General features: G+C 43.9%; 7 protein-coding genes and 2 rRNA genes (1 of these 9 only partly in view). 6 read left to right on the top strand and 3 right to left on the bottom strand.

What is annotated here, in order from left to right; genetic code table 11:
* The 3 genes from AN390_RS02700 to glsB form a co-directional block, all read left to right on the top strand.
* Positions 1–2460 (top strand): 23S ribosomal RNA (locus AN390_RS02700); it begins 427 nt to the left of the window's first position.
* A 139-nt stretch (positions 2461–2599) separates the two neighbouring features.
* A 5S ribosomal RNA gene (gene rrf / locus AN390_RS02705) occupies positions 2600–2714 on the top strand.
* Between the two features lie 665 nt (positions 2715–3379).
* Positions 3380–4303: a glutaminase B gene (gene glsB / locus AN390_RS02710; RefSeq protein ID WP_004588579.1), complete on the top strand. Its 924-nt coding sequence runs from the start codon at positions 3380–3382 to the stop codon at positions 4301–4303.
* Between the two features lie 34 nt (positions 4304–4337).
* On the opposite strand, the gene AN390_RS02715 is transcribed toward glsB, so the two are convergent.
* Positions 4338–5642 carry an inosine/guanosine kinase gene (locus AN390_RS02715; RefSeq protein ID WP_004588578.1) on the bottom strand — a complete coding sequence of 435 codons (1305 nt, stop codon included), beginning with the start codon at positions 5640–5642 and terminating at the stop codon, positions 4338–4340.
* Between the two features lie 178 nt (positions 5643–5820).
* Here AN390_RS02715 and tadA point away from each other — a divergent pair, with 178 nt between their 5' ends.
* Entirely contained in the window at positions 5821–6324 is a 504-nt protein-coding gene (tadA, locus tag AN390_RS02720; protein WP_004588577.1) for a tRNA adenosine(34) deaminase TadA, read from the top strand.
* Here tadA and AN390_RS19770 read toward each other — a convergent pair.
* Positions 6321–6485: a hypothetical protein gene (locus AN390_RS19770; RefSeq protein ID WP_164488074.1), complete on the bottom strand. Its 165-nt coding sequence runs from the start codon at positions 6483–6485 to the stop codon at positions 6321–6323. The two genes, tadA and AN390_RS19770, sit on opposite strands and share 4 nt — an antisense overlap.
* A 246-nt stretch (positions 6486–6731) precedes the next feature.
* Entirely contained in the window at positions 6732–8240 is a 1509-nt protein-coding gene (gene mltF, locus AN390_RS02725) for a membrane-bound lytic murein transglycosylase MltF (protein WP_055252909.1), read from the bottom strand.
* A 211-nt stretch (positions 8241–8451) separates the two neighbouring features.
* Here mltF and purL point away from each other — a divergent pair, with 211 nt between their 5' ends.
* Complete coding sequence (purL, locus tag AN390_RS02730) at positions 8452–12342, top strand: phosphoribosylformylglycinamidine synthase (protein ID WP_055253180.1); 3891 nt, start codon at positions 8452–8454, stop codon at positions 12340–12342.
* A 133-nt stretch (positions 12343–12475) separates the two neighbouring features.
* Entirely contained in the window at positions 12476–14932 is a 2457-nt protein-coding gene (locus AN390_RS02735; RefSeq protein WP_055252910.1) for a YdbH domain-containing protein, read from the top strand.

The raw sequence follows: 14932 nt of genomic DNA on the forward strand, positions 1-14932 counted from the left end.
TGACCGATAGTGAACCAGTACCGTGAGGGAAAGGCGAAAAGAACCCCTGTGAGGGGAGTGAAATAGAACCTGAAACCGTGTACGTACAAGCAGTAGGAGCCTACTTGTTAGGTGACTGCGTACCTTTTGTATAATGGGTCAGCGACTTATATTTTGTAGCGAGGTTAACCGATTAGGGTAGCCGTAGGGAAACCGAGTCTTAACTGGGCGAATAGTTGCAAGGTATAGACCCGAAACCCGGTGATCTAGCCATGGGCAGGTTGAAGGTTGAGTAACATCAACTGGAGGACCGAACCCACTAACGTTGAAAAGTTAGGGGATGACCTGTGGCTAGGAGTGAAAGGCTAATCAAACCGGGAGATAGCTGGTTCTCCCCGAAATCTATTTAGGTAGAGCCTCGGACGAATACTTACGGGGGTAGAGCACTGTTAAGGCTAGGGGGTCATCCCGACTTACCAACCCTTTGCAAACTCCGAATACCGTAAAGTAATATCCGGGAGACACACGGCGGGTGCTAACGTCCGTCGTGAAGAGGGAAACAACCCAGACCGCCAGCTAAGGTCCCAAAGTCATAGTTAAGTGGGAAACGATGTGGAAAGGCCCAGACAGCCAGGAGGTTGGCTTAGAAGCAGCCATCCTTTAAAGAAAGCGTAATAGCTCACTGGTCGAGTCGGTCTGCGCGGAAGATGTAACGGGGCTAAACTATGCACCGAAGCTGCGGATTCATCTTAGGATGAGTGGTAGGGGAGCGTTCTGTAAGCGGTTGAAGGTGTACCGGGAGGTATGCTGGACGTATCAGAAGTGCGAATGCTGACATGAGTAACGATAATGCGGGTGAAAAACCCGCACGCCGGAAGACCAAGGGTTCCTATCCCATGTTAATCAGGGTAGGGTAAGTCGACCCCTAAGGCGAGGCCGAAAGGCGTAGTCGATGGGAAACGGATTAATATTTCCGTACTTGGTATAATTGCGATGGGGGGACGGAGAAGGCTAAGCAAGCATGGCGATGGTTGTCCATGTGAAAGTGAGTAGGCTAGTGACTTAGGTAAATCCGGGTTGCTGTTAGGCTGAGACACGAGACGAGCACCCAAGGGTGTGAAGTTGCTGATGCCATACTTCCAGGAAAAGCCTCTAAGCTTCAGATTATACCGAATCGTACCCCAAACCGACACAGGTGGTCAGGTAGAGAATACTAAGGCGCTTGAGAGAACTCGGGTGAAGGAACTAGGCAAAATCGTACCGTAACTTCGGGAGAAGGTACGCTCCTATCTGTGATGAGACTTGCTCTCTAAGCGGACGGGAGCCGCAGTGACCAGGTGGCTGGGACTGTTTATTAAAAACACAGCACTGTGCAAAATCGCAAGATGACGTATACGGTGTGACACCTGCCCGGTGCCGGAAGGTTAATTGATGGGGTTAGTTTTCGGACGAAGCTCTTGATCGAAGCCCCGGTAAACGGCGGCCGTAACTATAACGGTCCTAAGGTAGCGAAATTCCTTGTCGGGTAAGTTCCGACCTGCACGAATGGTGTAACCATGGCCACGCTGTCTCCACCCGAGACTCAGTGAAATTGAAATCGCAGTGAAGATGCTGTGTACCCGCGGCTAGACGGAAAGACCCCGTGAACCTTTACTACAGCTTGGCACTGAACATTGAACCTACATGTGTAGGATAGGTGGGAGACTTTGAAGCAGCGACGCTAGTTGTTGTGGAGTCGTCCTTGAAATACCACCCTTGTAGTTTTGATGTTCTAACGTTGGCCCCTGAATCGGGGTTACGGACAGTGCCTGGTGGGTAGTTTGACTGGGGCGGTCTCCTCCCAAAGAGTAACGGAGGAGCACGAAGGTTGGCTAAGTACGGTCGGACATCGTACGGTTAGTGTAATGGTAGAAGCCAGCTTAACTGCGAGACAGACACGTCGAGCAGGTACGAAAGTAGGTCATAGTGATCCGGTGGTTCTGAATGGAAGGGCCATCGCTCAACGGATAAAAGGTACTCCGGGGATAACAGGCTGATACCGCCCAAGAGTTCATATCGACGGCGGTGTTTGGCACCTCGATGTCGGCTCATCACATCCTGGGGCTGAAGTCGGTCCCAAGGGTATGGCTGTTCGCCATTTAAAGTGGTACGCGAGCTGGGTTTAGAACGTCGTGAGACAGTTCGGTCCCTATCTGCCGTGGGCGTTTGAGAATTGAGAGGGGTTGCTCCTAGTACGAGAGGACCGGAGTGAACGAACCGCTGGTGTTCGGGTTGTCATGCCAATGGCATTGCCCGGTAGCTACGTTCGGAACTGATAAGCGCTGAAAGCATCTAAGCGCGAAGCAGGCCTCGAGATGATTTCTCACTAGACTTTTAAAGTCTCTGAAGGGCCGTTGAAGACTACAACGTTGATAGGCAAGATGTGGAAGTGGTGTGAGCCATTAAGCTAACTTGTACTAATTACCCGTGAGGCTTAACCATACAACGCCAAACGCGTTTTGTGACAGAAACAAGCGACAGAAGTTAATAGCTAAAGTAGATAGATACTTAGACTTAAAAAATATTATCAGATATTTTCCAGATTTAGTTGGTACGTGAAAACGGACTGACACCTAATTTGCTTGGTAACCATAGCGTTTTGGACCCACCTGACCCCATGCCGAACTCAGTAGTGAAACGAAACAGCGCCGATGATAGTGTAGCATTTGCTATGTGAAAGTAGGACATTGCCAGGATTCAAATACGAGAAAGCCCGACTCGAAAGAGCCGGGCTTTTTTACGTCTGAAGAAAAGTTAAATACGTACAATTAATGCACACTCATCTACTTCTAGAATGTAGGTCGGGCGAGCGTAGCGACTCCCGACGCAATGATAATGTCGCATTTGCTATGTGACTCTCTACCGCTGNCTAGAATGTAGGTCGGGCGAGCGTAGCGACTCCCGACGCAATGATAATATTCCATTTGCTATTTGACTCTCCACCGCTGTGGGTACTACGACATTACCAGGATTCAAATTAAAGAAACGCGTTACAGCGATGTAACGGGTTTTTTGCTGTCTGGAGTTTAATAAAAAGCCAAGATCTCATGCTAACTCAGTCTTTGTAATGCCCGCCCTTGTAAATCCTTTGAGCCATAACATTCATATCCTTATAGAAAGCTAAGCCATTATAGGCAAAGTCAAGGCGCACATCGTGCTGAGTGTAATCAGTTTTTTATAGCCCGGTAAAATGATTAAGGCTTATTGCGGATTAGTATTGCTTTGATATAGAAAATATCACTTTGAAAATAAACATTAAGTTCATGCTTATCTGCTATTTTATTCATGTAACATAGCTAGGCGTGCAGAAGTTGTGCGTGTTAAAATCAAATTTTTATAAATGCCAAAATAGAGGTGTCAATTGCCCACTGCTGACTACCAAACTGTACTAGATGAAATAGCACACGAAGTGCGCCCTTTGTTATCACAAGGTAAAGTTGCGGATTATATACCTGCACTTGCTGAGGTTTCTAGCGAGCAGTTTTCTATTGCTATTTATACCACTGATGGCGAAACCATTTGTGCGGGGGATTGCTCAAAACGTTTTACTATTCAGTCAGTTTCTAAAGTAATGACACTTACAATGGCGCTACAGCGCTATGGCGACGAGCTATGGCATCGGGTAGGTAAAGAGCCCTCTGGTACCGCGTTTAATTCTCTTACGCAGTTAGAGTTCGAAAAAGGCGTGCCACGTAATCCTTTCATTAATGCTGGCGCGATTGTGACGTGTGATGCTTTGTACAGTCGATTATCCGCACCTCGCCACTCAATGCTCGAAACGTTTAGGTTACTGGCAGGTAATAGTGCAATAGTGATTGATAAAAAAGTGGCCAATTCTGAGTATGAGTTTAGGCATAGAAATGCGGCAATGGCGCATTTAATGAAGTCGTTTGGTAATTTTGAGAATGACGTCGATGACGTACTTTGGTCTTACTTCAATTTTTGTGCGATTGAGCTTAACTGTATTGAGCTAGCTAGAGCGTATAACTTTTTAGCGAATAAAGGGGTTGATTACAGCTCGGGTAAGCGAGTTTTGAGTAGTCGCCAGAATAAACAATTAAATTCGATTTTATTCACCAGCGGCTTATATGATGCGGCAGGTGACTTTGGCTACAGAGTGGGTATGCCGGGTAAGTCGGGTGTGTCAGGCACTATATTAGCGGTATTACCGGGTAAGTTTACAGTGGCAGTATATTCACCAGGGCTTAATGAATTTGGTAACTCGGTGGCGGGGATAGCAGCATTAGAGCTGCTATCTAAAAAGCTCGATATTTCGATTTTCTAAAATACCGCAATAGGGAGCACGTAAAGCTCCCTATTTATTGATCCCAGTACACTTGCTCTAGGCAGTCTTCGCGCTCTGGTAACCCACGTGATAAACGTGGAGAGTGCTGTACTAATACCTCGTAACTTGCGCGGTTAGCGTACTTACTAATTTGTGCAAGAGAAGAGTAGGTAATGGCCTTTTGTTCGTGTTTTGCTGAGTTAGCGACATTTAACTTATGATAAACGTTTGCTGATAAATCGTGTAACACGGCAGCCAACGCACAATCGCCAGCACCATTGGTGTTTTTGATTGAATCAGGCCCACCCATGAATGGCGCCGTATGGCTATACGCTTTTATCGGGTTTTCGCAATCGGATTTTTTCATTGCACGAGAAAATTCATAGCGATTAAAATCGGCAATGGCACCTGGTAATAGTGGGTACTCGGTTGCACGTTTAAAGCTTTCATCAACGTAACCTGCCATAAATAAGCCTTTTTCGCCAGCGGTACAAATAACTAAGTCTACCCAGTCAAGTGCTTTGTCTGCGGCTAATAACGGGTCTTCAAAGCCAGTAATTGCTAGCCCTTCTTCTTCGTTCATGGCAAGTATATCGACATGCTCGTTTACAAAGTTAGCCCACCAGGTTGGATCTTGCTCAATTAAAAACTTAGTGCCGAGTGTTAAAACTACCGGTACACCTGCATCGTTAGCGTATTTAACTGCTTGCATGGTCGCTTCAGTCATTGTTTCATCACCCTGTGTACGCATTAGGTAGGCGCTGATCACAAGTGCTGATGACTGCTCAATTAAGTGTTTATCGATAGACTCAGGCTTTAAGTGATTCATTAAACCGGCGCTAATTGCGAATGTACGCTCGCCTGTTTCATCAATTAAGGTAAAACAACGGCCAATAGGGCCATCTACTGGTTGTAAATAGTCTAAATCAACGCGGCTTGATGTGTTACATAAAAAGCGATAGGCATAGCTGCCAATTTTTATGTTTTCACTCATAACACCGAGCAATACTGAACGGTCATCTGCTAGTACAGAGTAGTTATGCATTGTGTTACCAATGGTGCCACCGGCAAATTCGTAATCAACCATGTCGTTTAGTTTTAAACGGTCGTAAAGTGCGTTAGTAATATCGCTATCAATAACTTGCGACATTCCTCGGCGAAGTTGAAACTCGTCTAAAAAAGCCTGATCGACTTTGGCTTCAATATCAACAACGATCTGATCGATACCCGTAATGTAGCTACGTTGTAATCGCTCAGTTGCGTTTAGCTGATTAGTAAGTGGATCTTTAGCCTCCACTGGAAAATAATGTTTATGTCTGCGGCGTCCAGGAAATTTCATTTGCTACCTGTGTTGTGAGCTAAATAAAAAAAGCGTGAGATTATAGCGTAAATCACACTCTATGAGCCACGATAAACCACATTATTTTGTTTTATTTTTGCAATAATTTAATCAATTACGCATTTTAAACAGGCAAGTTGATATAATACCGAAAGAAAATTTATTTAAAGTAAGCACTATGAACGATCTTAAAAGCGATGAGTATTGGATGGAGCAGGCATTAGTTTATGCCAATAAGGCGCAGCAATTGGGCGAAATTCCGGTAGGAGCTGTCCTTGTGAAAGATAACACGCTTATTGCAGCGGGTTATAATCGTTCAATTACTGATAACGACCCCTCTGCGCACGCCGAAATGATTGCAGTGCGTGAAGGAGGGAGAGCTTTAAATAATTACCGTTTAATTGATTGCACTTTGTACGTTACGTTAGAGCCATGCTCTATGTGTGCGGGGCTGTTAGTGCATAGCAGAATAAAGCGCCTCGTGTACGGTGCGCCAGATGCTAAAACAGGCTCGGCTGGGTCTATTATGAACTTATTGCAAGAGCCGAGGCTGAACCATCAGGTAGAGGTATTAGGTGGGGTGCTTGGTCAAACCTGTGGTAGTACTATTTCGGCGTTTTTTAAACAACGCCGAGAACAAATTAAAGCGGCTAAAAAAGCAGCTCGCCAAATTAGTGACTAGTTAACCTTATTTGAATCTACTTCTATCATTTGCTGCATAGCAAACATACGACGACGCCAAATAATTTTTTTATGTAAGTTACGTAGCATAATACGACGTCTGGTGGCTGTTGAATGAATAATATTGCGTTTTAGTTTTTGCGTGCGTCTACGTTTTAGCATGTGTTCTCCTAATGCGTGAGAGTGAGAAAGGCACAAGATATATATTAAAAATCAGGTAAATATACTATAAACACACATTAGTGATCATTTCATGACAAGTAAACAGATTTTTAATTTAGTTACTACAGTGGTTAGGCCAGAAGGGGAAATTAGCGCCTGGTAAGATGACAAAATAAGCATTTAATGCCCACATTTTAATGTTTCACAGGCCTGAGCAGCCCATTTAAAAACGTAAATATAAACGCTTTACTGAGACTGCTGCGTGCTATTTTCACCTTGCTTACTTTTTTCTTCAGGTGAAAGCGAAGGGGTAGGTTCGGCTTTATCGTTGTTTACAGGCTTTTTGCTTGGTTGAGCTGCTTTTTCAACTTTAGGTGCTTCAGGTTCTGATTCAGGTTCTGGCGCGAGGGCATTATTTTCATCAAGCCATACAAGTGCATCGTAATACCTGCGAATGTTATCAACATATTTTACCGCAACATCGCCACGCGCATAGCCGTAACGGGTTTTACGGTAATAACGTTTTTTGATTAAAAATGGTAAGCGCTTTTTAACATCGGCCCATTTATCAGGGCTCGCCCCTTGTTGTTCGGTAATAATGCGCGCGTCGTTAACGTGCCCCCAACCTACATTATAGGCTGCCAGTGCAAGCCAAGTTCTATCAGGCTGCGGGATTCTATCGGGGATGCGTTTAACGAGCTTAGCTAAGTATTTAGCTCCGCCACGGATGTTTTGCTCTGGCTCTAACCTATTTGTTACGCCCACTTGTTTAGCGGTACTGCGTGTCAGCATCATAATGCCTCTCACACCTGTAGGCGATTTAGCGCGAGGGTTCCACATAGATTCTTGGTAGCTAAGCGCAGCAAGTAAGCGCCAGTCAAGGCTACCTGCATATTGCTCAAACCAAGGCCTGTAAGTGGGGAGTGTTTCTTTTATAGCCTCTATGTATGCAAGCGTATTAACGTAGTTAAACTGACGTACGTGCCCAAAGTACTTTTCTTCGAGCACATACAGCTGGTTACTTTGTTTTACGTCGCCAAAAAAGGGCACTAGCAGTGCATAAAGCGAATCATCTTTTGATTTATTAAGGATCCAAGCTATGGGGTCATTTCGGGTAACTGAAAAGCCAATACTTAAATTTGGGTGGTAACGTCTAAACAGCGAAAGCGTGTGTGAGTCGGCGAGGGTGTAATCTATTTCGCCATCGATAACGGCTTGTAAAAGCTCCTCTTCATCGAGCTCTTCAGTTTCTTGCCAAGTTAAATCTGGGTTACTCTTTTTTATTTTTTGTAAGGTTAAAGAGTGGCTACTTTTGGCTATAACTGTAAAGTTTCCATCAAGGTCGTCAAATTCACGTGGGCGAACTCGACCTTGTTTATAAACCAACTTTTGGCTAATTGTTCTGTAAGTGGGGCCATAGCGATATTGCTGTGCACGTACTTTGTTGTAGGTAAGTCCTGAGGCTATTAAGTCTAAATCGCCGCTTTCAAGGCGCTCAAACATATCGGATAAATTAAAAAACGGTACTATTTCTAGTTCAACACCTAGGTAGTCGGCAAAAGCTTGAGATAGCTCGTATTCAAAACCTTGCTCGCCTTGCACGGCTTGATAGTAGTTACTGGCACTGGCAAGGGTACCTACACGTATTTTATTTTGTGCTTTAATTTGGGCAAGTTGAGTTTGTTGCTCCTGCATGTTACACGCACACAACAACATAACTAAAGTGATGATAATTATTAGCTTTTCTTTCAACATTAACCGCCCCATAAAGCTCATACCCCGTTATACCAAAACTTCACTATGGCGTCACTTAGCGTTTAGCTTTTATTGGTAATTTTGCTGCTGTTTATATAAATAAAAAGTTAATTTTCTGAAAAGCGCAATTTGGAGTTAAAACTCGGTGCTACATAGACTATAATGCCCGCCTAAAATATCGTTCAATCCCTAACCCCGGATGAAATTATCTATGTTGATCCTTCGTGGTGCACCAGCACTTTCAGAGTTCAGAGTTAATAAAATTTTAGCGCGTTGCAAACTATCGCAACTTCCAGTCACCAATGTATATGCCGAGTATGCACATTTTGCCGATTTAACCTCGCCTTTGAGTGTTGATGAGCAAACTAAGCTTGAAAAACTACTTACTTACGGTCCAACTATTGCCGAGCATACCCCAGCTGGCACACTTATTTTAGTTACCCCTCGCCCTGGCACCATTTCACCATGGGCATCTAAAGCAACCGACATAGCGCATAACTGTGGCCTTAAACAGGTTCACCGTGTTGAGCGTGGTATTGCTTATTACGTAGAAGGTGAACTAAGTGCAGATCAGCTTGCTCAAGTAACGGCGTTATTACACGACCGTATGACTGAGGCAACGCATAGCGAACTTGCTTCTGCAGCGCAATTATTCCGCAATGACTCACCTCGCGAAATGTCATCAGTTGACATTTTAGGTGGCGGGCGTGAAGCATTGGCTGCGGCAAACGTTGAACAAGGTTTTGCGCTTGCTGATGACGAGATAGACTACTTAGTAGAAAACTTTAAAAAGTTAGGCCGTAACCCTAACGACATAGAGTTATTTATGTTTGCGCAAGCAAACTCTGAGCATTGCCGTCATAAAATATTTAATGCTGATTGGACAATTGATGGTATTGAGCAGCCTAAATCGCTGTTTAAAATGATCAAAAATACATTTGAGCACAATCCTGAAAATGTGCTGTCGGCGTACAAAGATAACGCAGCAGTAATGAAGGGCTCAAAAGCGGGTCGTTTCTTCCCGAATGCGCAAGGTGAATATGCGTATCATCAAGAAGACATAGAAATTTTAATGAAGGTAGAAACTCATAACCACCCAACAGCTATAGCACCATTTTCAGGTGCGGCTACAGGCTCAGGTGGTGAAATTCGCGATGAAGGTGCAACAGGCCGCGGCTCTAAGCCAAAAGCGGGTTTAGTTGGTTTTACTGTTTCTAACTTACGTATTCCGGGTTACGAGCAACCGTGGGAAAGCGACTTTGGCAAGCCTAATCGTATCGTAAACGCGCTTGATATTATGATGGACGGCCCTTTAGGCGGCGCGGCATTTAATAATGAGTTTGGACGTCCTAACTTATTAGGTTACTTTCGTACCTACGAAGAAAAAGTAACAAGTCACAATGGTGAAGAGGTGCGTGGTTACCACAAGCCTATTATGCTTGCCGGTGGTTTAGGTAATATTCGTGCTGATCATGTTCAAAAAGGGGATATTCCAGTCGGTGCAAAACTTATTGCACTAGGTGGCCCTGCAATGAACATTGGTTTAGGCGGCGGTGCAGCATCAAGCATGGCATCGGGCCAATCAAACGAAGATTTAGATTTTGCTTCTGTACAGCGTGAAAACCCAGAAATGGAACGCCGTTGCCAAGAAGTGATCGATAAGTGTTGGCAACTAGGGGATGAAAACCCAATTGCGTTTATACACGATGTAGGCGCCGGTGGTTTATCTAATGCGTTTCCTGAGCTTGTAGATGATGGTGGCCGTGGTGGTAAATTCCAACTACGTGATATTCCTAACGATGAGCCGGGCATGGCCCCACACGAAATTTGGTGTAACGAATCGCAAGAACGTTATGTACTGGCTGTTGCTGTTGAAGACTTTGATCGCTTTGAAGCCATTTGTAAGCGCGAACGTGCGCAGTACGCAGTAATAGGTGAAGCCACAGAAGAGCGCCACTTAACTGTTGCCGACAGCCACTTTGATAACAGCCCTGTTGATTTGCCACTTGATGTATTATTAGGTAAAGCACCTAAAATGCATCGCGATGTAACTTCAAAGCAAGTTACCGGCAAGGCAATTGATGCAGAGTCGATTGATATAGCCGAGGCTGCTCAGCGTTTACTGCGCTTACCTACCATTGCAGAAAAAACATTCTTAATTACCATTGGCGATCGCTCGGTTACCGGTTTAGTAGCACGGGATCAAATGGTGGGCCCTTGGCAAGTACCTCTGGCTAACTGTGCAGTTACCGCAGCAACGTACGACACATACCACGGTGAAGCTATGTCACTGGGTGAGCGCACGCCGGCAGCACTATTAAATTATGGTGCATCGGCGCGTTTAGCCGTGGCAGAGTCACTAACCAATATTGCCTGTGCCAACATTGGTAGCCTAGAGAACATTAAGCTATCGGCTAACTGGATGGCTGCAGCAGGTCACCCTGGTGAAGACGCCGGCCTTTACGAAGCTGTAAAAGCGGTAGGCGAAGAGCTTTGTCCTGCGCTTGGTTTAACTATACCTGTGGGTAAGGATTCTATGTCGATGAAAACGACATGGAAAAACGAGGATGATAGTGCTGAGCAATCAGTTACTTCTCCGTTATCACTTATTATTACTGCCTTTGGTCGTGTTGACGACGTGCGTAAAACAGTGACTCCGCAGTTACGTACTGATAAAGGCGATACATCACTTATTTTAGTTGACTTAGGCGCGGGTAAAAACCGACTGGGCGCATCAAGCCTTGCACAGGTTTACAAGCAGCTTGGTGATGTTACTCCAGATGTGGACAGCCCTGAGCTACTTAAAGGCTTTTACAATGCCATGCAAGCACTTGTCGCTGATAGCAAGCTACTTGCCTATCATGACCGCTCAGACGGTGGTTTATTTACTACGGTAACTGAAATGGCGTTTGCTGGGCACACCGGTGTGACTGTTGATTTAGCTGGTTTAACCGGGACAGATCTAGAAGCACTTTATAACGAAGAGCTTGGCGCGGTAATCCAAGTTGCTAACAGCGATTTAGATGCCGTAAATGCTGTATTTGAGCAACACGGTGTTGCTGCAATTAGCCACGTGATTGGCTCGCTTAATAGCGACGATAGCATTGTATTTAACCGCGGTGAGCAAACTGTACTTAATCATACTCGTACTGAATTACGTACTATTTGGGCCGAAACAACGTACCAAATGCAAGCACGTCGTGATAACCCTGATTGTGCTAAGCAAGAGTTTGATGCCAAGTTTGATGCAAAAGATCCAGGCTTAAACGTAAAACTTAACTTTGACTTAAACGAAGATATAGCCGCACCGTACATTGCAACGGGCGCTAAGCCGCAAATGGCTATTTTACGTGAGCAAGGCGTTAACTCGCATTTAGAAATGGCTGCTGCGTTTAACCGTGCTGGTTTTGCCGCTGTTGATGTACACATGAGCGATATCCTCGAAGGGCGTTTAACCCTTGAGCAATTTAAAGGCTTAGTGGCATGTGGTGGTTTCTCTTATGGTGACGTATTAGGCGCCGGTGAAGGCTGGGCTAAGTCTATATTGTTTAACGATATGGCACGCGATCAGTTCCAAAACTTCTTCCACCGTGAAGACACCTTTAGCTTAGGTGTGTGTAATGGTTGTCAAATGTTATCAACATTGAAAGAGTTAATTCCGGGTACTGAGCATTGGCCACGTTTTGTAACAAATAAGTCAGAGCGTTTTGAGGCACGCTTTAGCTTAGTTGAAATACAAGAAAACCCGTCTGTATTCTTTAATGGAATGGCTGGGTCGCGTATGCCAATTGCTGTATCTCATGGTGAAGGCCATGCAGAATTTGCAAACGATGCCGCCACTAAAGCTGCGCTTGAAAGCGGCACTGTTGCGGTTAAATTTGTAGATAACTATGGTAACCCGACAACGCAATATCCGGCTAACCCGAATGGTTCACCAGAGGGTATTACCGGTATTACCTCTACTGATGGCCGTGCCACTGTAATGATGCCGCACCCTGAGCGTGTATTCCGCGCTGTTGCTAACTCGTGGCACCCAGATGAGTGGAAAGAGGATAGCCCATGGATGCGTATGTTCCGCAACGCACGTAAAAATGTAGGTTAAAAACGACATATACAAGTTAGATTCATAATCTAGCTGTAAAATAAAAAAGGCTGCACTGTGCAGCCTTTTTTGATTGCGTAGATTTAAAATTACGATAGTTTGTAAAGTATAAATAAAAGCTTATAAGGACAGTATGTTAAAGCGCGTTGGTTTAATTATGGGTGCTGTATTGCTAAGTATAATTTTGCTTGGCTATGTATTTCGTTTGCCACTATTACAATGGGCTGTAGCGCCTGAGCTTGAAAAAGCAGGTGTTACCTTAAGCTGCTTAGATTTTTCGCTTACGAGTAAGTTAAATGTGCACGTACAAAAAGCCTGTTTAAGTTACCAAAATCAAGAGCTTGCTCTTACGGGAATTACTGCTAATACCAAGCATGTTAAAGTTAAACACGCAGTACTTAATGTAAATCCATTTCCTCAAAGTAGTAAAACAAGCACTGCTGCCACAATTTTAGATTTAGCGCTTCCTGAAAAAAGGCCAACAATTACAGTTGAGCATTTAACTATACACAGTGCGCTTTTAAAGCGTCCGCTAATGCTAAATATCACCGAGCCCACGCTTAACCAGTTTGTAGTCAATGGTGATTTAAACGCAAGCGCAACGCTTTACAATAATAAGGTACAAGGGCAGCTTAAAGTTAATGATGGATTATTGAAGCAACTACTTAAAACAGATAATGAGTTATTAAGTGGACTTAGCTTTAATGCAGCGCAGGCATTTAGCTTTAACGGAGTAGAGGCAAGCCTTACTGGTGATTTACAAGCCCAGTATGACTATAAAATACAAAGCTGCGATATAACAAACAGCTCCAAAGGTGTGCTAAGTGCTACCTATAATTTAAATAGCCAAAACCTTGAGCTTGACCCAAGCAAGCTTAAAAACAATGTAAAACTTAGTAATAACTGCCAATCTCTTATTCCTGAAAGTGCCTACAAGTCATTTGCTGTAAAGCAGCTTCCACTTAATTGGCAATGGGCTTTAGCTAAACCAATTAACTTTGCACATAACAACCTAACCTTACCGTTAATAACGCTCAAAAGTGCAGAGCAAGCCAAGCAAAATATAGATATAACGCTTACAGATACGTTTATAAATACTGCAGCACCGTTACAAAGCGCCCGCACACAGCTAAAAGCACAACTACATACAGATGAAATAGAGGCTATAACGCTAAGTACGCAGCTTAAAAACGCTCAATTAAGCGGTAATTATGATATTGCGCTTACCGCTTTGCCTGAATTTTTACCGGCTGAGGCTAACAATATTAAAGCTAAAGGGGACTTTGCAGTTACTCAACTTATTGACTTTAAGCCCGAAGGTAACGCACGTATTGAGTTAAGCGTTGATAGCGCAGCTGCTTATGGCAGCGCTCTTAACGGCTACACAGGTAACCTTGAAGCAAGTATGAATGAAAAGCTCGATGCAAAAGTAACGCTTAAAAGTAAGCTTAAAAGCGTGCAATACAACGAGTATAAACTCACCGGTATTAATAACACCCTTAATGCAAGAGCAAACTTAGGTGTGGGTGAGTTATTTGCTCACTTAAATGCAAACACCCAAATAAATACACTCACTAGTCCAAATATCGGTTTAAATACTATAAACGTAACGTCAACTGGGCTGCAAAGTCGCGCGCTTAAAGCGTCTCATCATGTATTTGTAAATGGTGTTGAGCTGGTGGCCAATCATCATGTTTCAAAGGTAGCGCATCCGTTTGAAGTGATTATACCGCAGCAAAGTGTGCTTTCGTTAAATTCAATCGTTAGCCAATTTGAGCCGTTAGCTCACCTAACCCAAGGAAAATTGGGTGGGCGTATAAGTGGTGATGTGAATTTACAAAAAGCAAATTTTACTTTAACGATGACTGATACCAGTGCACTGTATAACGACTACTTAGCTAATCAATTTAGTATGCAGCTAGGTGGGCAGTACGATTCAGGGCAGCTTAATGTTGCCCCTACTACCTTTAATCTTAATGAATTACGTGCAGGCGCTGTAGTTAAAAGTATCACTGGTAATATTAAAGTGGTTAATAATAGCGCGCAGGCCTTTGATGTTGAAGGCGATATTTTTGGTGGTAAATTTTCTTTAGATAAATACACACTTTTAAAGCAGCAGCAAACAGCTAATGTTACGTTTGAAAATGTTGATGCCAGTAAATTAATAACGCTTGACGATAAGTCGGGTATTACCCTAACAGGTAGGCTAAAAGGGTCGTTGCCGTTTTATTTTGATGACACAGGGGTTGAGGTAAAAAATGGCAGCCTAGCCAATCAAGGCCAAGGGAAGCTTATTATTAGTAATAACGAAGCATTTGACGCTGTTATGCGCCAGCAACAAGAGTTACAACCTGTGCTTGGGTTGCTCAAAAACCTTGATATACAAAAACTTAATAGTACAGTAGCGCTTAAAAGTGATGGCTGGTTAAACTTAGGTGTTAACTTACAAGGCTTTAATGAGCCAGAGCAGCAACAAGTTAACTTTAATTATAATCACGAAGAAAACGTGTTTACGTTGCTAAGAGCGCTTAGACTGAGCGACGAAATAACGCAAAAAGTTGAGCAGCAATACTCTAAAAAAGGAAACTAA

Source organism: Pseudoalteromonas sp. P1-11, from assembly GCF_001399995.1.
Lineage (GTDB): Bacteria > Pseudomonadota > Gammaproteobacteria > Enterobacterales > Alteromonadaceae > Pseudoalteromonas > Pseudoalteromonas atlantica.

Excerpts from the sequence above, each read along its gene's own strand:
- AN390_RS02715 (WP_004588578.1), bottom strand. The coding sequence starts at position 5,642 with ATGAAATTTCCTGGACGCCGCAGACATAAACATTATTTTCCAGTGGAG.
- tadA (WP_004588577.1), top strand. The coding sequence starts at position 5,821 with ATGAACGATCTTAAAAGCGATGAGTATTGGATGGAGCAGGCATTAGTT.
- AN390_RS19770 (WP_164488074.1), bottom strand. The coding sequence starts at position 6,485 with ATGCTAAAACGTAGACGCACGCAAAAACTAAAACGCAATATTATTCAT.
- mltF (WP_055252909.1), bottom strand. The coding sequence starts at position 8,240 with ATGTTGAAAGAAAAGCTAATAATTATCATCACTTTAGTTATGTTGTTG.
- purL (WP_055253180.1), top strand. The coding sequence starts at position 8,452 with ATGTTGATCCTTCGTGGTGCACCAGCACTTTCAGAGTTCAGAGTTAAT.
- AN390_RS02735 (WP_055252910.1), top strand. The coding sequence starts at position 12,476 with ATGTTAAAGCGCGTTGGTTTAATTATGGGTGCTGTATTGCTAAGTATA.